Below are 23,959 nucleotides of genomic sequence, written 5' to 3'. Positions count from 1 at the left end.
ACGCGATCGCCATGCCCCCGAGATTGGTCAGCCCGGAACGGGCAGCTTGCCTGCGCGCATCGCGGCGATCACGCCACCGTCGATCAGCAGATCGCTCCCGGTGACGAAGCTGGCGTCGGGCCCGAGCAGATAGGCGGCCGCAACGGCGATCTCTTCGGGAGGGGCCATCCGCTTTGAGGGCGAGGCGGCGATCATCGCGCGGTAGCCGTCGCCGATCTCCGAGTTCAGCTCGTGCTGCGCCAGCGGCGTTACGATGATGCCTGGGCTGATCGAATTGACGCGCGCGCCCTTCTCGCCCCAGCTCATCGCAGCGGATTGGACCCGCAGATGGTTCGCGCGCTTGGCGATCATGTAGCCGACTAGCGAGTTGGGCACCTTGAGCAACGGCAGCGACAGCAACTCGTCGGCGGGAAGGTGGGCGAGCTCCTGCTCCTGTTCCTCGGGAAGCTGGCGCATCATGTGGCCTGCCATGCTCGAGATGATGAGGCCCGCGCCCCCTGGAGAGATTACGCGCTCAAACTCCTCGAAGACGACGGCCGCGCCATAGAGATCGACCTTCAGCACCTGCTCGGGCGGCGCCATGTTCGGCGACAGGCCTGCGGTGTTGACGAGCTGCATGACCGGGCCGAGCGATGCGGCCCTGTCGGCCAGTGCCCGCACGGACTTACGGGACGAGACATCGACGATCTGGGTTACGACGGTGTAGCTGGCGGCCTCCATGCCGTCGGCCGCGTCCCGCAGCGTGTTCGCGTCGAGGTCGGCGAGCAGCACGGTCTTTCCGAAGCCCTGCCGGCGCGCGATCGCATTGCCGATGCCCCCCGAGCCGATCACTACGATCACGTCTGCCATTGCCTGTCTCCATCCGATGCCAGGCGTAGGGTGCCGAGCGAACTGCGATTGACAGTATCTAGGCTAGATCAGGCTGAACGATTAGGTACTGAGTTCCGCATGAGGCTATACCGGGAGCTTATCAATGCAACGTGACGAGTTGAGCGACCTGTCGGTTTTCCTCGCAGTCGCAGAGGAGCGCAGCTTTACCCGCGCCGCGACGCGGATCGGCACATCCCAGTCCGCGATTAGTCAGATCGTTCGTCGACTCGAAGCTAGGATGGGCGTGAAGCTACTGACGCGGACGACCCGTAGCGTAGTGCCTACGGTTGCCGGCGAGCAACTGGCCGAGACGCTGCGCCCGGCCTTCGACGACATTGACGCAAGGTTGGCAGCGCTGAGCGCGCTGCGCGAGCGCCCGTCCGGGTTGGTGCGCCTGACATCGAGTAGGCATGCCGCGATGACCCTTCTCTGGCCGGTGATCACGCGGCTCCTTTTCGACTATCCCGACGTTACCGTCGAGTTGTCGATCGACTCTGCGCTGGCCGATATCGTCTCCGCCCGGTTCGATGCGGGGATCCGTCTGGGCGAACAGGTCGCCCAGGACATGATTGCGGTTCGCATCGGTCCCGACCTGCGCATGGCTGTGGTCGGCGCTCCGGCCTATTTTGACGACCATCCGGCGCCCGCCACGCCTCGCGACCTTACGGATCATCGTTGCATCAACATTCGACTGCCGACGAAGGGCGGATTCTACGCTTGGGAATTCGAGCACGGCGGTCGTGAGTTGCATGTCCGTGTCGTAGGGCCGCTCATTCTTAACGACTTGGACATGGTCCTTAAGGCTGCCAGCGAGGGTTTGGGACTTGCCTGCGTGATGGAAGATCAAGCAGCGCCATATCTCGCCGACGGGCGGTTGATACGAGTACTCGACAACTGGTGCGCGCCGTTTGCCGGCTACCACCTGTACTACCCCGATCGCCGCCAGCTCCCGCCAGCGTTCCAGGTGCTAGTCGCAGCGTTACGTAATGCGGCTCTTAAATATTCTGCTTGATACGGGCCGACTTCAAAAATGCCTGCATGACGACATGCGCGAACCAAGAGTAGATCGGCTATGTCTGCGGCGATGACATCGGCTGCGTACGGACGTTTCTTTCCTAAAGAAGCAAAAAACGGTCATCAACCTTAGCGGCAACATCGCTCACGTCACCGGCGGACCAGGAGGCATCGGACAGCGTCGAGGCGCTCGTCAGTATGGTTTCACATCGTAGGTCAGGAGTACCACACCATGCTCAAGAGGCGTTGCGCCGCGGAAGGTAAGCCCGACCTGACCGCCGAGGCCCCCGGCACCACTGGAGACGATCCGTCGCCCGCCCTCGCTACCGTCGAGTGCCGGAGCGACCAGTACCATCAATTCGTCGACCATTCCCGCTGCTAGCATCGATCCGTTGATCCCGCCGCCGCCTTCGACCAGCAGTGTGCGAACGCCGAACTCCGATCCAAGGATATCCAGCGCCGCGGCGAGATCGATATTGGCACCTTTAGCGACGATGTACGAGACGCCGTCGCCGGCGAGCTCTGCGAGGTGCTCGTCGTCGACCGCGTCGCCGAGCAGTACGACGATGTGGTCGCCATCGATGTCTCCCTCGTCGAAATGGAGCTTGCCCGAACGATCGACCGCAACCGCATAGCGACCACCGGGCTTGGCGGCGATATGGACAGGCCGCGAGACCGGTGCGGATATGGGCTGGCGGTGCGCAACCGCTTTCGACATTTCGCCCATCGTCACTCGACCGACGAGCCATGCATCGCCGGCGATCTCCGTGTGCAGGCGCTCATAGACGCTCTTCCATTCCTCGCGTGTTCCGTCGGGACTTGGCGTATAGCGGCTTGGATGGAGACCGCCGTCGATCGACGACATCATCAGGCATATTACGTGAGGCTTCATGTACGTCGTTCCTTTCCTGCCGCCGGCAGCGTGACGAGAGCGCTTGCGTCATCAGCGCGGCAGGACCGGCTGGCGAGCAAGTGGTGCTCAAGCGTCGTCAGCGAACGCCGTCCGCAGGACTCCGATCGCCGTGTTCGCGGTCGGCCAACCTGAATAGAAGGCGAGATGAATGACCGTTTCGACGAGTTCATCCTTCGACACACCGTTGGCGAGCGCCCGAGCGACGTGACCAGGGAGTTCGTTGTGGCGATAGTTTGCGACCAGGGCCGCGACCGTGACCAGGCTGCGGTCCCGTTGAGAGAGCCCGGGCCGTTCCCAGACCTCTCCGAAGAGGACGCGATCCGAGAGGTCGGCGAAGTCGGTTGAAACGTCGCCGTAGGCCTTCTGTGCGGGAGTTTGTGGACCATCCATCAATCGGCACTCCCCTGATAGTCAGCGTCCGACACCTTCTCCATCCAGTCGACCGCCCGGCCGTCCTCGGCTTCAGCGATCGCGATGTGGCTCATGGCGTTGTCCGGCGCAGCCCCGTGCCAGTGCTTCTCGCCTGGTTGAAAGAAGACGATGTCACCGGGGCGTACCTCTTCGACGGGACCGCCCTCCCGCTGCACCCGGCCGAGACCGAAGGTGATGATGATGGTCTGACCGAGAGGGTGCGTATGCCAAGCGGTGCGCGCACCGGGTTCGAAGGTCACGGTCGCTCCGCTTAGGGCGCCACTACCCTTGAACGGCGAATCCGTTCGTACCGTGCCGGTGAAGTAGTCCGCTGGCCCCTTGCCAGATGGCTGTGATCCGCTGCGAGTGATATCCATTTTGTCTCTCCGAATGATGACCTGAATGTAATCCCCGTCCGAGCTCCGCATTAGATGCTGGATGTGGCATGGACCTATCGCTACCGTTCATGAATGAACCGCGACGATTTGGTGGACCTCAATGCCTTCATGGCGGTTTCGGCGGAGCGCAGCTTCACGCGCGCGGCGGCCAAGTTGGGCACTTCGCAATCCGCCCTGAGCCACACGGTCCGACGTCTGGAGACGCGGCTTGGCGTCAGGCTACTCACACGGACGACGCGCAGCGTTGCGCCGACTGCCGCCGGCGATCGGTTGTTGGCGACTTTGACGCCCGCGCTTGGCATGATCGATGCGGAGATCGCGTCGTTGAGCGATCTCCGCGACAAGCCGCGGGGGTTGATCCGCCTCACGACGTCCGAACATGCGGCAGAAACCGTGCTGCTGCCCGTCCTCGCACCCTTTCTGGCGAAATATCCCGATGTCCAGGTCGAACTCAGCATCGATTCGAGCCTGACCGACATCGTCGCGGATCAGTTCGATGCCGGCGTGCGGCTTGGCGAAGCTCTCGCGAAGGACATGATCGCCGTACGGATCAGTCCGGACCTCCGGATGGCGATCGTAGGATCGCCGGGCTATTTCGAGTCCCATCCAGTGCCTCGGACACCGCAGGATCTGGCCCAGCACAGATGCATCAACCTGCGGTTGAAGTCCGCCGGGGGCATGTACGCCTGGGAACTCGAGAAGGACGTGCGCGAAATCCGCGTCAGGGTCGACGGTCAGTTGTCCTGCAACAACACCACAACCATCACGCGTGCCTCGCGGGGAGGTGTCGGTCTGGCTTTCGTGATGGAAAGCACCGTGGCCGAAGACGTGGCGAACGGGTCGCTGGTGCGCGTGTTGGAGGATTGGTGTCCGCCCTTCGCCGGTTATCACCTATACTACCCGAGCCGTCGCCAGCCGTCCGCCGCGTTCGCGCTGCTGGTCGAGGCGTTACGCCACCGCGGCTAAAATAACGCGAAGCTCTGTCGACCCGGTAACGTCTGACGGGCGGTTGAAACCGAGCGGCGCTCTGTTAGCAACTCGGCAATCAGGTTCGGTATGCGTTGCCCGGACGGGCCGGAATGAACTCGAATCGTCTAGAGAGGTACGTCCATGTCGCTATCCCGCAGAGAAACGCTCGCCATGGCATTGTCATCGGCTGGCGCGCTTTCCGTCGGGGTGCCGGTGGCGGCGGCCGGACGAGCGATCGTCAAGCAAGGGCGCGCCGGCTCGCCGCAGGATGCCAGGACGCGGAAAGGTGGTTTCGGTACCGAAGGTAGCCGCCGTGCCGACCTCGGTAACGGGCGGTACCGAAACCCGATCATTCCGGGCGACCATCCGGATCCCACCATCCTGAAGGATGGCACCGACTACTTCATGACGTTCTCGTCGTTTCAATCGTATCCGGCACTCGTGATTTGGCATTCGACCGACTTGGTGAACTGGGCGCCGATCGGGCCGGCACTGCATAAGAATCTCGGTGTGATCTGGGCGGTCGATCTGGTGAAGCACGGTGATCGCTATTTCATCTACATACCCGCCGATCCAACCGGCAACGGTTGGTCGATCTACGTCATCTGGGCCGATGACATAAAGGGTCCATGGAGCGAGCCGATTGATCTTCACATCAGTGGCCAGATCGATCCCGGCCATGTCGTGGGCGAGGACGGTAGACGTTATCTCTTCACCAACGGGGTGAAGAGGATTCGGCTTGCAGACGACGGACTGCGGACCGACGGTCCGTTGGAGCAGGCGTATGCACCATGGCATTATCCGGACGACTGGGTCGTCGAGAACTTCGCCCCCGAAGGTCCCAAGCTGCTGCGTCGAAATGGCTGGTTCTATCTCGTCACTGCCGTCGGTGGTACGGCTGGGCCGGCCACGGGGCACATGGTGATCGCGGCCCGATCCCGGTCGGTGAACGGACCTTGGGAGCACTGTCCACACAACCCGCTGGTAAGGACTCGTTCCGCCGCCGAGCCTTGGTGGTCGCGCGGGCATGCTACACTGGTGGAGGGGCCGGGTGGCGACTGGTGGATGGTGTATCATGGATATGAGAACGGCTTCCGGACGCTCGGGCGGCAAACGTTGCTCGCGCCGATGGAATGGACCGCGGACGGCTGGTTCCGGGCATTGGGGGGCGACCTCTCGCAAGACCTGCCCAAACCGGCGGGCGGTCGCCCAAGCCCACCGCCGCCTCCGCTAAGCGACGACTTCGCGCGCGATCGCATGGGTCTTCAATGGAGTTTTCACCAACCTGCCGCTGACGAGGCCCGCCGCGCCCGGTATGTTCCCGGAGCGCTGCAGATCGACGGACGCGGAACGTCGCCAGCAGACGGCTCACCGCTTACCTGCATCGTAGGCGATCGCTCCTATCAGGCCGAATTATCAATAGATCTGATCGGCGATGCAGAGGCTGGTCTCCTGTTGTTCTACAACGATAAGGCGTTCGTCGGCATCGGCTTCGCGCGAAACACGTTGAAGATCTTCGAATATTCGGACGAGTTGGTATGGGCGCGGAGGCCTCTTGATACCCGCACGCTGCGCCTCCGGATCAGCAATGACGAAAATGTCATCACCCAATACTATTCGCTGGATGAGGGGAGGACTTGGACACGCCACGACACGCGAATGGAAATCTCGGGGTTCCATCACAATGTATTCGGCGGTTTCCTCAGTCTCAGAATTGGCGTTTACGTATCGGGGAAAGGCGCGGCACGGCTCCGGAACTTCCGATACGTCGGCAATCCGCCGACACCGGTTGAGAGCCCTTCACGAAAAGTCGCGCTGGCGGATAGTGGGCCGCCCTATCGGGCCTAGGGTCAGGACTCGTTGATCAAAGCCAGAAGATGACAGTGGCAGCGAGGGCGATGGCGGACAAGAAGACCGTCGGACACCTGTCGTAGCGGGTCGCAACGCGGCGCCAGTCCTTCAGCCGTCCGAACATGATCTCGATACGGCTACGGCGCCTGTAGCGGCGTTTGTCGTATTTGATGGGCTCGAGCCGAGACTTCCGACCTGGGATGCATGGCTGGATGCCCTTGGCCTGCAAGGCATCCCTGAACCAGTCGGCGTCGTAACCGCGGTCGCCGAGCAGCCATTGCGCCTTGGGCAGATCGTCGAGCAATGCGGCCGCACCGGTGTAGTCGCTGACCTGTCCGGCGGTCATGAAGAAGCTGAGCGGACGGCCGTTTGCGTCGGTCACGGCATGGAGCTTCGTGTTCATGCCACCTTTGGTGCGACCAATCAGGCGCCCGAGATCCCCTTTTTAACCCGCAGGCTCGATGCCGTGCGGTGCGCCTTCAGATACGTCGCGTCGATCATGACGGTCTTTGGGTCGGCATCAGCGGCAGCCAGACCTTCCATCATGCGGAGGAACACACCCATCTCACCCCACCGTTTCCAGCGATTGTAGAGCGTCTTGTGCGGGCCGTAGTCGCTGGGCGCATCACGCCAGCGCAGCCCATTGCGGTTCACGAAAACGATACCGCTCAACACCCGCCGGTCGTCAACTCGCGGCTTGCCATGGCTCTTTGGGAAATATGGCCGCAGGCGTGCCATCTGCTCGTCCGTCAGCCAGTACAGGTCGCTCATCCTCAGTCTCCTCACGGAGCCTGAATCAGATCGCGCCTCTCACATCAATGGGTCCTGACCCTAGTCCAGCATGGACCTTTGAGGGGCAGGGCGGAGTCGCCGGGGGGATGGCTAGCGTCCACCGTGGCGCGCTTCACGGGGTGGATCCCGTTTCCGCGGTTGCACGGAGCAGACCCACTACGCCTAGGCGGCCGCGAACCTCGGCATCACTGAGGTCCTTGATGTGCGACGCGCTTCGTCGGCGAGCGCGGGTGCGGCGCTAGTCGGATCAGCGCTCGTTGTTGTCGTCCTCATAGCCAGCCCATCTATCTTCGGGAGGGGCGTAATACTCGGCGGCGTCATATTCCTGTTTGTTCGTGTAGCGATCCGCGAGCTCGACCACCGCCAACCTTGCTAGAGTATTGATTTTCAGACCGCACGCGATGCATTCGAAGTGGGTCGGCAGGTGCTCCTGCTTTTCAACGATGACGTCGTCCTCGAGCTTTCGGGTCGCTGCCGCAACCGGTCTGCCAGAAACCAGGGCGGCGGAGCCGCACGCCGGACAGTCAACGCGGTGTCCTGTCTGCCGCTTCGCCCAAATCTTGGCCTGCTCCGTCGCAGTCGAGCGTTCATCGTCGCCCTTCGCCATCCAGACCTTTCGATGTGCGTCGATGTCGCCCCTGACCGCCTTCGCGCTCTCGTCCGAGGCCGCAGCGATCACTTCTTCCGCAGCCTTCGCTTCCTCTGAACCGACGAAGCTCTCGAGCGTCAGATCCATGGACGTGAGCAGGACCTTGCACGTAGCGTAGAAGCGGGGCTGCCAACTGGCTCCCTTCACCCCGTCGAAGGCCAATTCCCCGGAATGCAGTTCGGCGTTGCGCTGACCGGTATGCTGGATGCCGAAGCTCTCGTGTTCCGCTAAGAAGTCGGGCAGCACGATCGTGAGGCGCCTGAACACATCGGAGATCGCAATCGACTTCGGCGCGAACCTTTTCTCCACGGGTTCAAAACCGAGGGCGCTGATGATGTTCGCTCCTGCCTTGTCAGGTTCTGCCAGGAGCACCGGGTGCACGTTTGCGAGTGCCGCTCGGGCCAGGAGTTCCAGCGACAGGCTAGTCCAGAGGGCATGGTCCCATAGGTCCTTGTCGAGTGCCTGGGCTTGCTGGATGTAGCGCTCAGCCTTGTCATAGAGTCCCTGTGGACTCCATGCCGTCGGCACTGGTCCCGGGACGACGGTCTGTTTCACAGGAGGTTCCTCAGGTAGACGCGTTCCAACTTGCGATCCCGTCGATCAGGTGGAATCGCCGGGCGGGCATGGAGCATGCGCCAGTTGTCGATCACCAGAACGTCGCCGTCATTGACCATGACCGCAGGTTGCGGTTTCGCTTCGTGGATCAGGCTTTGAAACGTCTCGAAGGCGAGTACGCCCACGCGGCTCGCCGGCGTCAGGTAGACTGAGTCCCACCGGATGATCTCGTCCGGCCCGACGGTCTGCCGTAGCCGGAGCAACCTGAGTTCACCATGCTGCGGCCGGCGCGGCCGCGCTAGTGCCCGTCCCAGCGCCTCGTTGCCCATGATCGCCCCGATGGCACGCCCATCAAGCATCAGGGTCGGCACGTCTGCATATCCCCGCACGCATCGAAGAAGAAGGTATCTCGGCGGAACGGACCAATGGGCCAAGTCGGTATGGAAGGGGAATTGCCCGACCCCGAAGATGCCGCTGTACGTATTCGGCGTTGATGTCGTCTTCGGCATCAATGACTGCACGACATCGCCGCCCCACGGAGCGATCGTTTCGCCAAGTTTCTCCGCAACGTGATCGCTCCGAAGGCCGGGGGCGAGGCCGGCAAGGATCGCATATCCATCTGCCGCCACTTTCTCCCGGAGCGGGGAGGGGGTCGATCCTTCATTCGTCCTTGCTGCATGCGCCATTGTGTCTTCGTCTTAGTTGCTCTCGGGCAATCGATGAAGCGGCAGTTGGCGGTCCCTCGACGTCTCCCAATGAAAGGCCGTCTGTCGCAGGCGCGTCGCAGCGTAGGGATGAACTGAACCGCCACCGGGTCTGCCGGGGGCGTCGGGGTGTGAGGCATTCGGTCACATCCATGTCGTCCGCAGCGGTACAATATCGATCTCCAACTCCGGCAGGCGAGATGTCGCCGATGGGCCTCGGCACCCCGCGAGAGCGTACCGACAAATGCCTTCATGAAGTCGTTCAACGGTCGGCTTCGCGACGAGTGCCTGAACACACCTTGGCTTCCGACCATCACAAATACCCAGACCAAGATCGAGACCTGGCGGCGGGACTAAAACGATAGGGCCCTCACGCGTCGCTTGGCTGGATGCCGCCGGTCGAACATGCCGCTGCCGCGGACACCTGGACGGCCCAATGAACGTGGAAAATTCTCCCTCAGATGGATGATAAACCGGGGGATCCAAAAAACGAAATGAGCTAACTGTCTGTCCTGACCATCCGGTAGGGGCTGCTGAGACATGGCGAACAAGATCAGGACGCCTCAAGGGCAGGACATGCTCCTTATGAGGGACTGTATCGGCGGCGTGCCCTTGGGACGGGAACAGGTGCTTGGCATCGGCTTCTCCAACAGGAGGATGGTAGGCGCCGACGCACCTTCGATGCAGGCCATCGTGGAACTCGCGGATGACGATGTTTGGTCGGAAGCGGCTTCCGGTGAGCCGGAATACGAACCTCGGCTCTATGTGCCGGCCGTCTTCAGTTCGACCGCGGCTCCCGAAGGCGAACCGAAGTTCCGTGTGGACGCGGCTGCCGCATCGACGGACGCGCCGCCCGTCCCAGCCGCGACGGCCGCCTGAGCGTCGCCCGGGACCGACATGCGCGAAGTTGACTGGATCAAGGCTGCGGACGCTCTCGCCGCGGAGCACGCGGCACGGTTGTCGGCCCACGAGGCGGAAGCTGAGGCCGCCGGCGTCGCGCTGCCACTGGTCGAGGATCTGCGGCGGGCGCTGGTCGAGATCGACCTGCTCTTCCGATCCGCGCCAACCGCAGTGGAGAACAGGTACAAGAGGATAAGCGAGAGCGATCTGAGAGACCTCACCAAGGCCGGCACGGCGAACCTCGACGCCGGTTCCCTCGCCTGGCCCGCCGGCGCCCGACTGGACGGCGCGGCGGCGCAGCTGCGGGCGCTCGACGCGTTCCTCCGCGCGTTCGCGCCGCTGGGGCCGCCGGTCGATCCCAACATGGACTTTCTATGTCACGAACATCGAACCCACGTGATCCCCCGCCATGCGGCGGCGCCTCCCGCGAATCCGGCGCAGGTTCGGACGCTGACCTACGCAAGGCGGGGACTCGTCCACCATCGGCTGATACCCGCTGAGATCAGCGGCTACGACATCGAACTGCATTGGCACCGCGACCTCTTCCTAGCCATGCGCTCATCCGGAAGTTCGGTCGTCGGCGCTATCTTCCAAGACCTGACGCTGGTCCGAGACCCGGACTTCCAACGCTTCGTCGCCGCCGATGCCCCATGCGCCGACGAGGATGCGACCCTCAGGGCGCAGGTTGACGCGATCCGCTCTCCCGAGGTTAAGCTGGCCGTCTGGCCGGAACTCACCATGCCGCCCGAACGTCTCGCCAAACTCACCGAACTCCTGCGCGAGCGCGCCCTCGCGACGTCGCCGGCTTCCGGCGCCTGCATCATAGCAGCCGGCAGCTGGCACGAGGTGGAAGACGGGGAGGTTCGGAACCGAATGCACCTGCTCTCCGCGATGGGCCGACCCCGCCTCCACCATGACAAGTCGATTCCGCTCGAGAGTCGCACGCTGGGAAACGAGGAACTCACCCCGTCGTATCGGATACCGGTGCTGATCACCGAAGACGCCCTCGTCACCTTCGCGATCTGCCGCGATTTCTGCGAGAGCCAGATTTCGGAGGTTTACCGCCTTATGGACGTCGATCTGGTCGTGGTCCCGTCCTACGGCGACCTTAAGACCATCGACGCCCATCGGCAGCAGGCCGGAAACCTGTTCACGACGACTGGCGCGCGCGTCTTCGTGGTACAGCAGGTCGTCCCGGAGGAGGTCGCGAAATCGGGAATGGGCTACATCCTTCCTCCGGAGGTCGATCCTACTGCGACGGCCGCCTCGACCCTAGTCACCGCGTCGCCGGGAGCGACGTATCCGATCTCCTTCAAGAGAGTTTAAGATGGACATGCGACTGAACGGTCCTAAATTATCGGGTGAATGGAAATGAACGGAAAAGTCATGCGCCCGGAACTGGCCTTCGCCGCGATCCGGCAGGGCGATCTCACCGCAGCCGAAGGCTGGGAACTCATCTCCCGCTTCGCGGTCACGGAGGACAGGAAGGTCGCTGAACGTCTCTGCGACAGCCTCCGCGTCTGGACCTGGAAGGCTCTCGATCGCCGGAGGCGGGATGACGGCTTGAAGGAATGGGTCGATGTTCTGAACAGAGTTGAAGCGTTCGTGGCCGATCGCTTCGACGAACTGGCTATACGCCTCCAGACGCTCTCGGATCTGCTACACGACTCGCTCGGAGCGGTGGACATGGTCGACACCCCCGGTCTTCTGCAGAGGAAGCACGTCCCCGTCATAGTGGCCGCTTTGTCCGCCTCCACTGGCGAGTGGATCGAACGCTCGACCCTGATGGGCCGCGTCGGCCTCAAGGCTGCGAACATGACCAGACTGATGGGCCTTCTGGCGGACGTCGGCTGGGTCGAACAGATCCCGCAGGGACGAGAGATCGCGTACCGCCTCTCGACGGAGGGGATGAAGCAATCGAATGTGTGTATCGCCTCATTCAGAAACGAACAGGAGGCGGATCCTCAGCCGGATGGCTTGGAATTGCCGCATGACTACCTCGATCAGTTCGTGTTCGGCTCCAGCCTGATATCCCACCAGCCTTTCACGGTCGAGAAGGGTTCCGTTGATCGAACCTACGCCTTGGAACTGGGCAAGCTGCATGAGATAGGTTTCACCAGCATCCAAGAACGACGCAGATCCAACTTGCCGGCACATGCGCCGATCCTTGGCGGGCACCAGAGCATGATCGCGTCGCTTCGATGAGCCGCCCACCACACACGAAGACGGACGGCCCGCCAGTCGCGCTTCGTCGACCGACGCCGATCCCCGTGCCCACTGGCATTCAGCCGGTCTCGGTCAGCGGCGTGTTCATCGACTCCGTCAGCACGATCGCCAAGACGTCGGCGACCCTACATCTCCTTCCCGGTCTTCTGGGCGAACCCGAACAGAAAGATGCGACCAAGGCCCTGATCCCTTTCGCGGAGATACGTCTGGGTGGGCGGCCGGTCGGTGACGCAGGCAGCGACGAGACCGTACCTCCGGACGACGTGCCTACCATGTTCACAGCCAACGTCCCGCTCGAGAATCTTGCCTTCCTCCTGCTCGACCTCACGAACGAACTGAAGCGCGCCTGCACGGAGGTCTGCGGCCTGGGACGTGATGGTCTTGACGTGGACCACGCCAGGATGGCGGTCGTGCGCTACTTCGTCGCGCACCTCGAACGGGAAGCCCGACAGTGTCGCTCAAGGCTAGACAAGGCGTTCGGAGAACCTTCGTCGGCTGAGAAGACCGAGAAGAGCGACTGATCGGGCAGCCTGATCCTCGCCGCTGACTACGCCTCGTTCGTGTATGAGGCGATTTCGGTCTTGCTCGCGAAAGCGTTCGGCGCTCTCGATCGTGCCTGATGGGACGGCGGCAGCTAGCGGCCGACGCGCGAGGACCGAACGGTCATGGCGAGGCGTCATGCTTCGGCGTGCGCCGCCTCGCCACTCCGTCCCCTCGAGCGCTAGTTTTTCGACCTTGCCGATCCGCAGGTCCGTGAGCGGTCGCATCTCCAGTTCTTGCCCTGATCCGCACGGACTTACCGCCGATATGCGATCCGCAACCGCGCGTACCTCCGGGAACGGCGAATGGCCGTCCCAGTTCGCCTGCCCACGGTGCTTCGAAGGCAGCCTGACCATCAGCTGCAAAACTCCTGTCGGGCGCGAGGACGTGTGGAATGGTCGGGTCTCTGCCCCCCAGGCGGCGCATCCGCACGGTTGGACAACCTTAGTCCGAAACGCGGAGGGCAAGGTCGGCGAGCGTTGGCGGGAGGACCCGGGCGAACCTCCCGTATTCTGCCTGGGAACTTCGGATGCGGGGGAGATGCGCGGATCGTCGGCAGTGCGATGCGCTAGGGCGACTTGCTGGTTCGATTCGCTTATGGAAGTCGCGGGCAGGGGCGTCTCTCGCGCCAGATGATCCTGCGAACGTCGGGCTCCGTCGACTGGACAGGGCGGCAGATGTCGCGGCGGTCGAGAGACTGATCATGAGGGGCATCGGCGCATCGAGGCCAAGCACGAGTGTATGTGTGCGAGACATCGATGCGCTTGGCCCGAAGCCGAAGCTAGTCCAATCTTGTGGCCCGTAAGACATTGCTCTGACGCCGATCCCTCGATCGGGTCGAGATCACCATGCGACCTCGCTCGTTGCTTCCACGAACCGGCCGGACACCGCTTCGTTGCCGAGCAACGCGAATTGGACCGGGACCTGCGCGCCTTCCTCGGCCGTCAGATAGCCGGTGTGGCCCGACAGGTCGGTCTTGACGTAACCGGGGCTGACTGAGTTGACGACGATCGACGTGCCGAGGAGCTCCTGCGCGAGCTGCACGGTCAGCATGTTGACCGCCGCCTTCGACGCGTTGTAGCCGATCATGCGCGCCGAATAATACGGTGAGGTTGGATCGCCGTTGATTGCCAGCGAACCGAGCGAGCTCGACAGATTCACGATCCGTGCCGCTGGCGCCTCGCGCAGGAGCGGCAACATGGTCTGCGTCACTGCCAGTGTTCCCAGGAAGTTCGTGTCGAGAATGCGGCGCACGGCGTCGATCGACGAAGCGGACGGCGGCCCGTCTTCGGCATCGACGATCCCAGCGTTGTTGATCAGGATGTCGAGCCTGCCATGCTCCGCGCGGATCGTTTCGGCGGCTGCGGTGATGGTCGAGTGATCGTTGAGATCGATCGCGACGGATCGGGCCTCCAGGCCTTCTGATGTCAGATCGTCGATCGCCGTTTGTGCTCGCGCTGGATCGCGAGCCCCGATGACGACCAGGACGCCCGCTCGCGCGAGTTGGCGAGCGATCTCCAATCCGATGCCCTTGTTCGCTCCGGTGACGAGTGCGACGCGAATTGTGTCGGCCATGTATAATCCTTGGTGTTGGGTTGGTGAGTGGTCCTAGGATACGATCGAAGCCCAGTTTTTAGGATTCGCTTATGGTTTCGACCCCGTCTGTCGCCCTGGCCCCCCGCAAACTGCCGCGGCAGGCTCGCGCAGGAGTGACGATGGATGCCATCGTCGAAGCGACGATTCAGGTTTTGGCCACTGATGGCCCGCAGCGTTTGACCACCACCCGAGTGGCCAAGCGTGCCGGCGTCTCCGTCGGCACCATGTACCAGTATTTTCCGCACAAGGAGGCGTTGGTCTACGCCGTGAACGAACGCCGCCTCGATTCGCTAGCCGGGGCGGTGGAGACGGCATGTGAGGCGCAGCATGGCGCGACGATCGAGCAGATGGTCGGCACGCTCGTGACGACGTATTGGCAGGCCAAGTCGGACCGGCCTGAGGTCATGCGCAGCTTGTGCCGGTCGGTCGCGGAACTCGTGAACGAACCGTTGATCGCGGGCTTCTGCCGGCGCGTTGACCGAGCCGTTGAAGCGATGTTCGCCAGTGCGGCGGGTGATGGATCGATCGATCTGCCTGCGGTCAACCTTGCGCTGCTCGCGACCAATTTTGGCGCGGTTCGGACATTCTACGAGCGTACCCTGTCCGCGTCGCAGATCGATGCGATGCACGGGCAATTCACCTCGATGTGGGTCGCCTATCTCAGGGAGATGAAGGTGTCGCCAACCGCGCCCGCCGACGAAGGTCCTGTTGTGAGGTGAAGATTCTGACGGATCGACGTCTTGTCCGTTCACGAACCTCGAATGCGATTGCCGGGCCGCTCGCCAGCCAAGCGTGACCGAGCTGACGGAGTTCGAATACGCGCTGGCGGCGTTCGGCAGTTCACGGGCGCCGGCGGGTCGCGCGAACGCTGCGTGGGCAATCGGAGGCCGGACGGCGTTTCGGTGAATCCGGTCGACGGCCGGCACCCTCTGAACGGTCGCGCCCTTGGCCAAGTAGAGTAGGACCACGAAGACGCCTTGGCACTTCGCGGGCTGGCGGTAGCATCGCAACCGCGAGCCGTGGCACGGTCATGATCAAATTCATGAACACAAATGATAAGCTCATGCCGGTTTCGGCGTATAATCGCATCAGGCGGTCACACCTATCTGTGTCCCATCGGTCGGGCCTTGGCGCTCGGATTGAAGGAGACGATTATGGAAACGCGCGAACTGGGTAGGAGCGGCCTGCAGGTCTCGGCGATCGGTTTCGGCTGCATGGGGCTGAACTACAGCTACGGACATGCGCTCGACGAGAACGAAGCGATCGCCTTGATCCGGCATACGGTGGAGCGCGGCGAGCGCTTCTTCGATACCGCCGAGATGTACGGTCCCTACACCAATGAGGAGATAGTCGGCAAAGCGCTTGCGTCCGTACGCGACGACGTCGTGATCGCCACCAAGTTCGGCTTCGACATCGTCGACGGCAAGAGCGTTGGCATGAACAGCCGCCCCGAGCAGATCAAGGCGGTCGCGGATGCATCGCTGAAGCGGCTGGGCGTCGAGCAGATCGACTTGTTCTACCAGCATCGCGTCGATCCGAACGTCCCGATCGAGGACGTGGCCGGCGCGGTCAAGGAGCTGATCGAAGCCGGCAAGGTCAAGCATTTCGGCCTTTCCGAACCCGGCGCCGCGACCGTTCGCCGCGCTCATGCCGTGCAGCCGGTGACCGCTCTGCAGAACGAATATTCGCTTTGGACGCGTGGACCCGAGACAAACGGCATCTTCGACGCGTGCGAGGAGTTGGGCATCGGCCTGGTCGCCTACAGTCCGCTCGGCAAGGGCTTTCTGACGGGTGCGATGGGCAAGGACAGCAAGATTGCGGAGAACGACTTTCGCAAGCTGCTGCCGCGCTTCACGCCGGAGGCGATGGAGAAGAACCAGGCGCTGATCGATCGCATCGGCGCCATAGCGACCGCTAAGGAGGCCACGCCGGCACAGGTCGCGCTTGCGTGGATTCTCGCGCAGCGCCCCTGGATCGTGCCTATTCCGGGAACCACGAAGCTCAGCCGTTTCGACGAGAACATCGCCGCGGCCGATCTCGAGCTGACGGAGGCCGATCTCGGCGACATCGGCGAAGCGCTCGCCGCCATCGAGGTCGAGGGCAACCGCTATCCCGAGCAGCTCGAGGCCACCACGGGTCGCTGAGCAGGGTCGTCGGCTTCTGCTGACTTCGACGTGGTTGGTACGCATCGGCGGATCGGATCCGACGCAGCGCTGTCGCCAGCGCTGCGTCGATGCATCAACGATCGGGTCGCGGCGTTCGACAACGTCTGGCCTCGCTTCGGCACTGATGCGCTCGCCGGCGTGGCGGCGGCGCTGCTCGCCGTAGAAGCAGCTTCTCCTCACGCGCAGACGGTCGAACCAGAAGCTGCGGCTCCGAGGGCATCGCGTACGCCGACGAGTCTTACATCTCGGCCGGCCAGTACGGCGGACTGCCGTTTTCGCTCACGGTGCGTGTCAGGTTGGAGCGGGGCGTGATCTCGCGGGTAGACGTCGAGACGCCGGCGAAGGACGTGACCTCGCTTGGCTATACAAGGCGTTTCGCCGCTACCGCGCGTGGGGTGGTGCTCGACAGGGCGATCGATCAGCTGAACGTCGGCAGACTGGCAGGTGCGAGTGGATGTCCGGACGGTTTCAATGCGGCGATCGCAAGGACCCGGAAGCAGGCAGCGCGCTGAACCGCGTTCCTTCCCCGATGCCGCACATCCCGTGTACGCAGAGGAGGGGCACCCGCTACGGACGATGGCAAGCTTGAAGGGGAACGTCGCGTTGATGATCTTTGAGACGATCCTTCTTCTGCTGCTGGGGGCCGCACTGCTGTCGATCCTCGCCGGGCGGATCGGCGTGCCGTATCCCACTCTGCTGGCGGTGGGCGGCGTGGTATTGGCGTTGATCCCGGGCACCCCGCAGTTCGATCTACCACCGGACCTGATCCTGTCGCTCTTCGTCGCGCCGGTTCTGCTCGACGCAGCGTACGACACTTCGCTGCGTGATCTTCGATCCAATTGGCGACCGGTTCTGTCTCTCGTGATCGTTGCAGTCGGATTGACGACCCTCGCGGTAGCGATCGTAGCGCGCGTCTTGCTTCCGGACATGCCGTGGGCCGCGGCTATCGCGCTCGGTGCGCTGCTGGCCCCGCCGGATGCCGTTGCCGCGCTCGCGGTCATGCGCTCTGTTGCACCGCCCCACCGCATCCGATCGATCCTGGAAGGAGAGAGTCTTCTGAACGATGCATCGTCGCTGCTCGTCTACAAGCTGGCGGTGGCAGCGGTCGCGGTCGGTGCCTTCCGGCCAGCCGATGCCGTTCCGGCATTCGCGCTGGTTACTGTTGGTAGCGTCGTGGTCGGTTGGTTGCTCGCCAAGCTGGTCATCCGCCTGACCGCGCCGATCGAACATCCGGCGATCGCGACGATCCTCCAGTTCGTGATGACATTCGGCGTGTGGATAGTGGCCGAGCGGCTGGAGCTGTCAGGTGTCGTCACGATCGTCGTGTTCGGGCTCACAGCCGGACGCCGCAGCTCTTCGTCGTCGCGCACGTCCGTCAGGGTCCTGTCGTTCGCGACATGGGAGACGCTGACGTTGGTGCTGAACGTGCTGGCGTTCACGATGATAGGTCTGCAGCTGCGACCGATCCTCGAGCGGCTCGATGGCGCCGAGCGGGCGACGTATCCTCTCTACGCAATCGCGATCCTTGGCATCGTCATTGTCGTGCGACTGGCTTGGGTACTGGTCTACGGCGCCTCACATCGTCTGTCGCGTGCGCCGGACGACGCACAGCGGAGCTGGAGCGGAACGATCAAGAGCGGGCTTTTGGTCGGGTGGTCCGGTATGCGCGGTATCGTCACGCTCGCTGCGGCACTCGCGATCCCTGAAGGATTTCCCTACCGCGACTTCGTCCTGTTGGTGGCATTCGTCGTGGTGCTGGGGACATTGGTTATCCAGGGCCTGACGCTCAAGCCGCTGCTGCGCGCACTGCGATTTCCAGCCGACACGGTCGTGTCGGACGAGATGGCGGCGGCACGCGCGACCGCGATCGATGCGGCGATGAGGACGATCGACGACGACACCGGTCCTGCGGCGGAACGGCTGCGCCACGAGTATCGCGAGGCGCTCGGAGCCGTCCGCGCCGGTGATGATCCGCGCGCGTCGTCCGACAACACCCTGAGGCAGCGGATGATCCCGGCATCCCGTCACGCGATCGATGCGTTGCGCCTAGAAGGGACGATCGGCGACGAAGCCTATAGGGCTGTCGAGGAAGAGCTGGACTGGCTCGAACTCAGTTCCCGTCCGTCCGCTACAGACTGATCGTCGGCAGACTTATGAATTCGCGATATCACTACATGCTGATCTCGCTGCCTAATGGCTGTGAGGGCCGCGCCTTAAAACGAGGTTGACGCGATGGTCGCGTCGGCGCCCCCGGGTGCCGGACAGGTGGACCCATGAAAGCTCGACCTTTGACAATACCCGACAGCGGTGCCCAGGTTGTACCACCATTGTCGGCTGCGCTGGACGCGCACGGCCAGAGCCTGCGCATGATGGCGATCCTGAGTGTGCTGATGGGTTTCGGCTCGATTTCGACCGACATATATCTACCGGCGCTGCCGACGATGGGGCAGGCGCTAGGGTCGACCAGCGGGACGATGGAGCTGACGATCTCGGGCTATCTGGTTGGGTTCAGTCTTGGGCAACTGCTCTGGGGTCCGATTGGCGATCGTTACGGCCGCCGGCTTCCGGTTGCCGCGGGCATAGTGCTGTTCGTCATCGGGTCGGCCGGCTGCGCGCTGTCGGATACGGCGTGGCAGATGATCGGGTGGCGGGTCGTTCAGGCAGTCGGCGCCTGCGCGGGCGTGGTGCTGGCACGCGCGATGGTGCGCGACATGTACGACCGGGACCGCGCGGCGCAGATGTTGTCGACCCTGATCGTCATCATGGCGATCGCACCGCTGATCGGGCCTCTGGTCGGCGGTCAGATCCTGGCGTTTGGTTCGTGGCGGATCATCTTCTGGCTGCTGGTCGGAATCGGTGTGCTCACGCTCGTCGCCCTGTTCTCGCTGCCCGAGACCCTTGCCCCCGAGCAGCGCAACCGCGAGCCGATGATCCGCGCCATCGCCGGTTACGGAAACCTTCTTCGACAGCGTGCGATCCTCGGATACGCTGGCGTCGGCGCGTTCTTCTACATGGGCATCTATGCCTACATCGCGGGCACGCCATTCGCCTACATCAGCTACTACCACGTCCCGGCCCAGGCTTACGGTTGGCTCTTCGGCAGCGTGATTGCCGGCATCATGGCCGTCAACATGATCAACACCCGGCTGGTCACGAAACTCGGTAGTGATCGGCTGTTGCGAGCCGGCACGACCGGCACCGCCGTCTTCGGCGTCGCGGTCGCGGTGGCGGCCGGCACCGGCTGGGGCGGATTGTGGTGCCTAGCCGCGACACTGTTCCTGTTTTCGGCCATGTCGGGCTTGATCGTCGCCAACTCGATCGCAGGCGCTCTCGCGCGGTTTCCGGAACGAGCCGGCACCGCCTCCGCACTGGTCGGCGCAATTCAGTACGGGGCCGGCATCGTCGGGTCGGCGCTGGTCGGCGCGTTCGCGGACGGAACACCGTGGCCAATGGGCTGGGTGGTCGCGGTCGCTGGAACCGGCTGCCTGCTCAGCGGTCGCCTTTTCCTTCCTGCGCCACGTATCACGCGCTGACGAGATCGTGAGTATCGATGGCAACCGTCGTCCTGCATGCTGCCATTCCCCAAAAGATCGGGGAACTGGAAAAGCCGTGAGAAGAGGGGCGAACTGGTCAGCGCAGGCTGGCATCACGTTCGACAGGGCTCAAGCATAAGTCCGTGCGAAGCGAAAACGGACGCGTGGACACGATCAGCCCTGGTATCATCATGACGCCGCCGACGAACGCACCTCACTGCCGCGCTGCGACGGGTGTAGGCAGGTGGAATATCTCGTTCACGCCAGCTGGGCTCGAACGCCCGACCGGGTCGGCATGCTGGGCGTCCTGCTGATGGGGCTGGTCACGCGATTATCACCGCCAGCCACGTCCCGATAAGGCGAACCCGCGCCGGGATATGCGCCGCCCGCAAGTTCGGCGACAGAGGCCGCTCGTCTCACAGAACCCATCGGTCACGAATTCGATCGCTCCTGCGGAGCCAGATCGAGTACGAAGCGATACTTCAAGTCTCTTCTCGCCGCACTCGCAGGCAGCGCTGATGTCCTGTATTTCGGGCGGCCAGATCTCCAAGATCGAATCATGCGGCCCGCAGAACTGGGCATATCCGGCGTCTCGTCCAAGCCACCGTTGAGCGAGCCCGCCAGTGTCTTACCGCGCTCACCATCGGCGCGCTCGTGAGAGCGTTTTCGCCCTCCAGGGGCCCTAGGCACAGGGCGATCCCACGCCCGCCCAGCTTCCTGGATGACAGGCCGGTATATCATGCCGTTGCATCGGTCGGGACCATGCTACGTCCCCATGCTGAGGCCATTGGCGCTGACACGAGCTCCAGATCCGCATGTAGCCGTCGGCTGACTTCATCGACGAGAGGTGGAGGACGATTGCCGGAAAACCGCGTCGCTTACCGGCTCCAACCAAGTGACGTTGCGCCCCGGAACGGACTCGGCAACTGCAACATGGGTCATGCCATTCGACATGGACGCTCCATGCCAGTGCTTTACGCCCGGTGCCGTCCAGATGGTGTCACCAAGGTGGATCCTGCGCGCTTGCTCTCCCTCTGTCTGCACGAGGCCTTCGCCCTGGGTAACGACAAGCAGTTGCTCAAGCGGATGGAAGTGCCAGTTGCTACGCGCGCTTGGCTGAAACGATACGGTCGCCCCGCCGAGCGTCGCTCCGCCACTGCCGGTGAAGGCCGACGTGACCGTGACGAGACCGGTGAAGTTTGCGGACGGACCCTGCCGCGGCTCGGTCGCGGGCGGAATGACACGCAGCGGATGGTCGGTTGCGGATGCCACGGACGCGTCTGCCGTTACTCTAGCCGCGACCGCGACCGCCACCGCCGCGATCGCCTTTGGCCAACCGGCATAGAATGCCAGATGCGTAAGCGTTTCGTCGACCTGTTCGCGTGTCAGGCCGTTCTCGATTCCACGCTTGATGTGGAAGGGCAGCTGATCAGCGTCCCCGCTTGCGCCCAAGGCCGCGATGGTGACGAGGCTGCGATCCCGCGCCGCGAGATCCGGTCTGCGCCAAAGGTCCGCGAAAAGTACGTCGTTAGTCAGCATCGCGAGCTTCGGGGCCGTCAGCGCCATTCGCATCGACCATGGCCCTACGCCCCCGCCTCCGAAGTGGGGACCGGCAGCAACGCCGTGCTGGTCCGAACGCTATCCGGATCGACGCCTCGGGCTCGGAAGACTTGATCGACGACCTCCAGCGCGGAGACCGCGCTTGGCCATCCGCTATAGAAAGCGAGATGCGTCACTAGACCGGCGATCTCGCTTGGCCGGACGCCATTGTCGAGCGCGCGCCCCAGATGCCCTTTCAGCTGCGCCGTCTTTCCCGTCGCGATCAACGCCGCGACGGTAACAAGGCTGCGATCGCGCGATGACAGTTCGGATCGCAGCCACACATCGCCGAACAGCACCTGGTCGGTGTAGCCCGCGAGGGCTGGCGTCCAGCGCTGCATCAGGGGCGGCGCCCCTGATGTCGGCTTGGCATCCTGGGCGCCTGCGGATGTTGCGAGCAACATGACGGTACCGGCAGCTATGGAACGTCGCATGATCATTTTCTTCCATCCAGGGACGATGACGGGGCGTCCCCATTTCGCGGCTCCGTCCCAAGTCCTCGATCGCGTACTGTGCTGAGCAGCTAGCTCTGCGCTACCAACGCACCGGAACCGCGGTGCCGCTCATGCTCGATGCGGCATGTAGTTATCTGCCATGTTCATCAATCGACATGCAGCTGATGCCGTGGCACCTCGGCTTCGTGGTCCTGAAAGTCGACGCGCAAGGCTATCGCCGGCATATTCCCAGGATCCGGTTCGAAGTTGCCCGTGCAGGAACGAACTGCCTCGACGGATCTGCCTGATTCGACGAGTATTTGGCATCATTCCAAAATTCGAACGCGCTCCGGTCCGCTATCGCGGGTCGTTGATACGGAGTGGAGATCGCCATGAGAATTGCCGTCGTCGGGGCTGCCGGGCGAATAGGCGTCAACCTCAGCCGAGCCCTACTCGACGCGGGGTATCACGTGAGAGCATTGCGAGGGGGGAGCGGCCCGGCTTGCATTGGTCAGGAAGGGCGCCGAACCATGCATCGGTAGCTTCGACGATGGCACCGGGGATCTCGACGGCTGTCGACGCGGCCATCCCGAAGGCGCGCGATATGTTGCAGGATCGCCGTCCGTTCAGGCTGCCCATGCCGAGATCGGCGTAAGGCCAGTCACTCCTTGTCCGATGCGGCGTTTCCCAAGAGAAGATCGAGAAGGCTGGACGGGCTTTCTTTGCCGAACAGCAGCTTGTGATTGCGTTCGGATTCGGCAGCGAAGGCGGCGCTGCGAGGGAACAGGGCTTCCTCGTATTCGGCCAGTGCCGCTTCAATGTCGGAGGGATGGGACGCGATGGCCTTCCCGAGTTCGGCGCCGTCGAACATGGCGAGATTGGCGCCTTCGCCTGCGAACGGCGACATCAGGTGAGCGGCGTCGCCGATCAGAGTGACTCCCCTGACGCGGCCCCATCGGTGGCCGATCGGCAACGCCTGGATCACCCGCAGAACGGGCGTCGCATCGCCATCGGTGATGAGCGCGGTCAATTCCGGGGCCCAGCCGATAAACTCATCCGCGATCCTTGCAATGACCGCATCGTTGTCGGTCCTATCGATGTCAGTCAGCCAGTCCAGGGGCTTGGACAGGGCGACATAGGTGTGGAGAACGGCGTTTGGCTCACGATGCGCGAGGATGCCCCTGCCGGGCTCGACCGCGAACAGCGCTCCTTTGCCGACCGCGCCAGCCGCTGCGGCGTGTAGTCGATCCGCGTCATGGAGATAGGTCTCGATGAACATCGTGCCGACGTAGTCCGGCGTCGCGTCGGACAGGAGTGGGCGGATCTTCGACCATGCGCCGTCTGCTCCGACGAGCAGGTCGGTGACGGTTTCCGCGCCATTCGCGAATGTCAGCCGGTAATGCCCGTCTTCCAGCGGTTCTACCGCAACGACCTTATGGCCCCATTGAACCATGCCATCCGGAAGAGATTCCAACAGTATTCTGCGTAGATCACCGCGTAGCACCTCCGGCCGGTTTCCAGTGCCGTCGTCCGCTTCGTCGAGAAGCGCGATGCCGTGACGATCGAGCACTCGTGTCGCCTCTCCACCATGGTGGACGATCGCTCGAAACTCGTCGAACAAGTCTGCGGCCTGAAGCGCCAGTTGTCCGTTATAGTCATGGATATCAAGCTGCCCGCCCTGGATGCGCATGGCGGGGGAGGCCTCTGCCTCATAGATCGTCGCGCAAATTCCGTTGAGATGCAGAACGCGAGCGAGGATGAGACCGCCGAGACCTGCGCCGATGATTGTGACCGATCGAATCAAGGAAGCACCTGTCGGATGTTGGAACGATTTTCGACA

24 protein-coding genes and 1 pseudogene are annotated in these 23,959 nt (G+C 63.2%); 14 read left to right on the top strand and 11 right to left on the bottom strand.

Features of this window, described 5'->3' with window-relative positions; genetic code table 11:
- Positions 1-27 precede the first annotated feature (27 nt).
- Positions 28-849 carry an SDR family oxidoreductase gene (locus U1763_RS02875; protein WP_332754022.1) on the bottom strand — a complete coding sequence of 274 codons (822 nt, stop codon included), beginning with the start codon at positions 847-849 and terminating at the stop codon, positions 28-30.
- A 124-nt stretch (positions 850-973) separates the two neighbouring features.
- Between U1763_RS02875 and U1763_RS02870 the strand changes: the two genes are divergently transcribed.
- On the top strand, positions 974-1,882 hold the full coding sequence (locus tag U1763_RS02870) for a LysR family transcriptional regulator (protein WP_332754021.1): 909 nt from the start codon (positions 974-976) through the stop codon (positions 1,880-1,882).
- A gap of 195 nt (positions 1,883-2,077) precedes the next feature.
- Here the strand turns inward: U1763_RS02870 and U1763_RS02865 are convergent, their stop codons facing one another.
- The 3 genes from U1763_RS02865 to U1763_RS02855 form a co-directional block, all read right to left on the bottom strand.
- Positions 2,078-2,776: a RibD family protein gene (locus tag U1763_RS02865; protein ID WP_332754020.1), complete on the bottom strand. Its 699-nt coding sequence runs from the start codon at positions 2,774-2,776 to the stop codon at positions 2,078-2,080.
- Positions 2,777-2,863: 87 nt separating this feature from the next.
- Positions 2,864-3,187 carry a carboxymuconolactone decarboxylase family protein gene (locus U1763_RS02860; RefSeq protein WP_332754019.1) on the bottom strand — a complete coding sequence of 108 codons (324 nt, stop codon included), beginning with the start codon at positions 3,185-3,187 and terminating at the stop codon, positions 2,864-2,866.
- Positions 3,187-3,585 (bottom strand): (R)-mandelonitrile lyase, encoded by a 399-nt coding sequence (locus U1763_RS02855; protein WP_332754018.1) that lies wholly within the window; start codon positions 3,583-3,585, stop codon positions 3,187-3,189. The genes U1763_RS02860 and U1763_RS02855 overlap by 1 nt, the downstream gene beginning before the upstream one ends.
- 93 nt (positions 3,586-3,678) lie before the next feature.
- Between U1763_RS02855 and U1763_RS02850 the strand changes: the two genes are divergently transcribed.
- Complete coding sequence (locus U1763_RS02850; protein ID WP_332754017.1) at positions 3,679-4,572, top strand: LysR family transcriptional regulator; 894 nt, start codon at positions 3,679-3,681, stop codon at positions 4,570-4,572.
- A 144-nt stretch (positions 4,573-4,716) separates the two neighbouring features.
- Positions 4,717-6,423, top strand: a complete 1,707-nt coding sequence (locus U1763_RS02845) for a family 43 glycosylhydrolase (protein ID WP_332754016.1) — start codon at positions 4,717-4,719, stop codon at positions 6,421-6,423.
- A 16-nt stretch (positions 6,424-6,439) separates the two neighbouring features.
- Here U1763_RS02845 and U1763_RS02840 read toward each other — a convergent pair.
- The 3 genes from U1763_RS02840 to U1763_RS02830 all read right to left on the bottom strand — a co-directional run bounded on the left by U1763_RS02840 (position 6,440) and on the right by U1763_RS02830 (position 9,051).
- Positions 6,440-7,197 (bottom strand): IS5 family transposase gene (locus U1763_RS02840; RefSeq protein ID WP_126849408.1). Its coding sequence is split into 2 segments (ribosomal slippage): positions 6,440-6,864 and positions 6,864-7,197, totalling 759 coding nucleotides; the frame shifts between segments, so codons are not numbered across the junction.
- A gap of 268 nt (positions 7,198-7,465) precedes the next feature.
- Entirely contained in the window at positions 7,466-8,422 is a 957-nt protein-coding gene (locus U1763_RS02835) for a hypothetical protein (protein ID WP_332754015.1), read from the bottom strand.
- On the bottom strand, positions 8,419-9,051 hold the full coding sequence (locus tag U1763_RS02830; RefSeq protein ID WP_332754014.1) for a TauD/TfdA family dioxygenase: 633 nt from the start codon (positions 9,049-9,051) through the stop codon (positions 8,419-8,421). Before U1763_RS02830 ends, U1763_RS02835 begins: the two co-directional genes overlap by 4 nt.
- Positions 9,052-9,369: 318 nt before the next feature.
- On the opposite strand from U1763_RS02830, the pseudogene U1763_RS02825 reads away from it, so the two are divergent.
- From U1763_RS02825 to U1763_RS02805, 5 genes and pseudogenes are all read left to right on the top strand, one after another.
- Positions 9,370-9,480: pseudogene (locus tag U1763_RS02825) on the top strand (integrase core domain-containing protein); the annotation flags it as partial.
- 186 nt (positions 9,481-9,666) lie between these two features.
- Positions 9,667-10,005, top strand: coding sequence for a hypothetical protein (locus U1763_RS02820; RefSeq protein ID WP_332754013.1), 339 nt, complete (start codon positions 9,667-9,669; stop codon positions 10,003-10,005).
- Positions 10,006-10,023: 18 nt separating this feature from the next.
- Positions 10,024-11,352, top strand: a complete 1,329-nt coding sequence (locus U1763_RS02815; protein ID WP_332754012.1) for a carbon-nitrogen hydrolase family protein — start codon at positions 10,024-10,026, stop codon at positions 11,350-11,352.
- Positions 11,353-11,397: 45 nt separating this feature from the next.
- Positions 11,398-12,231, top strand: a complete 834-nt coding sequence (locus U1763_RS02810; protein ID WP_332754011.1) for a hypothetical protein — start codon at positions 11,398-11,400, stop codon at positions 12,229-12,231.
- The gene (locus U1763_RS02805; RefSeq protein ID WP_332754010.1) at positions 12,228-12,773 is read left to right on the top strand and encodes a hypothetical protein; all 546 of its coding nucleotides are present in this window, start codon (positions 12,228-12,230) and stop codon (positions 12,771-12,773) included. The genes U1763_RS02810 and U1763_RS02805 overlap by 4 nt, the downstream gene beginning before the upstream one ends.
- Positions 12,774-13,635: 862 nt before the next feature.
- Here the strand turns inward: U1763_RS02805 and U1763_RS02800 are convergent.
- Positions 13,636-14,367: an SDR family oxidoreductase gene (locus U1763_RS02800; protein ID WP_332754009.1), complete on the bottom strand. Its 732-nt coding sequence runs from the start codon at positions 14,365-14,367 to the stop codon at positions 13,636-13,638.
- Positions 14,368-14,507: 140 nt separating this feature from the next.
- Here U1763_RS02800 and U1763_RS02795 point away from each other — a divergent pair, with 140 nt between their 5' ends.
- The 5 genes from U1763_RS02795 (at position 14,508) to U1763_RS02775 (ending at position 20,086) form a co-directional block, all read left to right on the top strand.
- Complete coding sequence (locus U1763_RS02795) at positions 14,508-15,107, top strand: TetR/AcrR family transcriptional regulator (RefSeq protein WP_332754008.1); 600 nt, start codon at positions 14,508-14,510, stop codon at positions 15,105-15,107.
- Between the two features lie 435 nt (positions 15,108-15,542).
- The gene (locus U1763_RS02790) at positions 15,543-16,532 is read left to right on the top strand and encodes an aldo/keto reductase (RefSeq protein WP_332754007.1); all 990 of its coding nucleotides are present in this window, start codon (positions 15,543-15,545) and stop codon (positions 16,530-16,532) included.
- A 329-nt stretch (positions 16,533-16,861) separates the two neighbouring features.
- Positions 16,862-17,065, top strand: coding sequence for a hypothetical protein (locus U1763_RS02785; RefSeq protein ID WP_332754006.1), 204 nt, complete (start codon positions 16,862-16,864; stop codon positions 17,063-17,065).
- Positions 17,066-17,159: 94 nt separating this feature from the next.
- Positions 17,160-18,692, top strand: coding sequence for a cation:proton antiporter (locus tag U1763_RS02780; RefSeq protein ID WP_332754005.1), 1,533 nt, complete (start codon positions 17,160-17,162; stop codon positions 18,690-18,692).
- A 149-nt stretch (positions 18,693-18,841) separates the two neighbouring features.
- On the top strand, positions 18,842-20,086 hold the full coding sequence (locus U1763_RS02775) for a multidrug effflux MFS transporter (RefSeq protein WP_332754004.1): 1,245 nt from the start codon (positions 18,842-18,844) through the stop codon (positions 20,084-20,086).
- 834 nt (positions 20,087-20,920) lie between these two features.
- On the opposite strand, the gene U1763_RS02770 is transcribed toward U1763_RS02775, so the two are convergent.
- Both U1763_RS02770 and U1763_RS02765 read right to left on the bottom strand, forming a co-directional pair.
- Entirely contained in the window at positions 20,921-21,652 is a 732-nt protein-coding gene (locus U1763_RS02770) for a (R)-mandelonitrile lyase (RefSeq protein WP_332754003.1), read from the bottom strand.
- A 17-nt stretch (positions 21,653-21,669) separates the two neighbouring features.
- The gene (locus tag U1763_RS02765) at positions 21,670-22,119 is read right to left on the bottom strand and encodes a carboxymuconolactone decarboxylase family protein (protein ID WP_332754002.1); all 450 of its coding nucleotides are present in this window, start codon (positions 22,117-22,119) and stop codon (positions 21,670-21,672) included.
- A 122-nt stretch (positions 22,120-22,241) separates the two neighbouring features.
- On the opposite strand from U1763_RS02765, the gene U1763_RS02760 reads away from it, so the two are divergent.
- Complete coding sequence (locus U1763_RS02760; protein WP_332754001.1) at positions 22,242-22,427, top strand: hypothetical protein; 186 nt, start codon at positions 22,242-22,244, stop codon at positions 22,425-22,427.
- A gap of 353 nt (positions 22,428-22,780) precedes the next feature.
- Here the strand turns inward: U1763_RS02760 and U1763_RS02755 are convergent, their stop codons facing one another.
- The gene (locus U1763_RS02755; RefSeq protein WP_332754000.1) at positions 22,781-23,923 is read right to left on the bottom strand and encodes an FAD-dependent oxidoreductase; all 1,143 of its coding nucleotides are present in this window, start codon (positions 23,921-23,923) and stop codon (positions 22,781-22,783) included.
- Between the last annotated feature and the right edge of the window lie 36 nt (positions 23,924-23,959).

The sequence above is a fragment of the Sphingomonas sorbitolis genome (assembly GCF_036663875.1).
GTDB lineage: Bacteria > Pseudomonadota > Alphaproteobacteria > Sphingomonadales > Sphingomonadaceae > Sphingomonas.
The sequence above is the reverse complement of the archived record's forward strand: the minus strand, read 5'-3'. Positions and strand labels throughout refer to the sequence as shown.

What these genes read in the sequence shown, in the direction of transcription:
- U1763_RS02845 (WP_332754016.1), top strand. Translation starts at nt 4,717, where the DNA reads ATGTCGCTATCCCGCAGAGAAACGCTCGCCATGGCATTGTCATCGGCT.
- U1763_RS02780 (WP_332754005.1), top strand. Translation starts at nt 17,160, where the DNA reads ATGATCTTTGAGACGATCCTTCTTCTGCTGCTGGGGGCCGCACTGCTG.
- U1763_RS02870 (WP_332754021.1), top strand. Translation starts at nt 974, where the DNA reads ATGCAACGTGACGAGTTGAGCGACCTGTCGGTTTTCCTCGCAGTCGCA.
- U1763_RS02795 (WP_332754008.1), top strand. Translation starts at nt 14,508, where the DNA reads ATGGATGCCATCGTCGAAGCGACGATTCAGGTTTTGGCCACTGATGGC.
- U1763_RS02805 (WP_332754010.1), top strand. Translation starts at nt 12,228, where the DNA reads ATGAGCCGCCCACCACACACGAAGACGGACGGCCCGCCAGTCGCGCTT.
- U1763_RS02810 (WP_332754011.1), top strand. Translation starts at nt 11,398, where the DNA reads ATGAACGGAAAAGTCATGCGCCCGGAACTGGCCTTCGCCGCGATCCGG.
- U1763_RS02855 (WP_332754018.1), bottom strand. Translation starts at nt 3,585, where the DNA reads ATGGATATCACTCGCAGCGGATCACAGCCATCTGGCAAGGGGCCAGCG.
- U1763_RS02875 (WP_332754022.1), bottom strand. Translation starts at nt 849, where the DNA reads ATGGCAGACGTGATCGTAGTGATCGGCTCGGGGGGCATCGGCAATGCG.
- U1763_RS02820 (WP_332754013.1), top strand. Translation starts at nt 9,667, where the DNA reads ATGGCGAACAAGATCAGGACGCCTCAAGGGCAGGACATGCTCCTTATG.
- U1763_RS02860 (WP_332754019.1), bottom strand. Translation starts at nt 3,187, where the DNA reads ATGGATGGTCCACAAACTCCCGCACAGAAGGCCTACGGCGACGTTTCA.
- U1763_RS02765 (WP_332754002.1), bottom strand. Translation starts at nt 22,119, where the DNA reads ATGCGACGTTCCATAGCTGCCGGTACCGTCATGTTGCTCGCAACATCC.
- U1763_RS02800 (WP_332754009.1), bottom strand. Translation starts at nt 14,367, where the DNA reads ATGGCCGACACAATTCGCGTCGCACTCGTCACCGGAGCGAACAAGGGC.
- U1763_RS02815 (WP_332754012.1), top strand. Translation starts at nt 10,024, where the DNA reads ATGCGCGAAGTTGACTGGATCAAGGCTGCGGACGCTCTCGCCGCGGAG.
- U1763_RS02850 (WP_332754017.1), top strand. Translation starts at nt 3,679, where the DNA reads ATGAACCGCGACGATTTGGTGGACCTCAATGCCTTCATGGCGGTTTCG.
- U1763_RS02770 (WP_332754003.1), bottom strand. Translation starts at nt 21,652, where the DNA reads ATGGCGCTGACGGCCCCGAAGCTCGCGATGCTGACTAACGACGTACTT.
- U1763_RS02790 (WP_332754007.1), top strand. Translation starts at nt 15,543, where the DNA reads ATGGAAACGCGCGAACTGGGTAGGAGCGGCCTGCAGGTCTCGGCGATC.
- U1763_RS02865 (WP_332754020.1), bottom strand. Translation starts at nt 2,776, where the DNA reads ATGAAGCCTCACGTAATATGCCTGATGATGTCGTCGATCGACGGCGGT.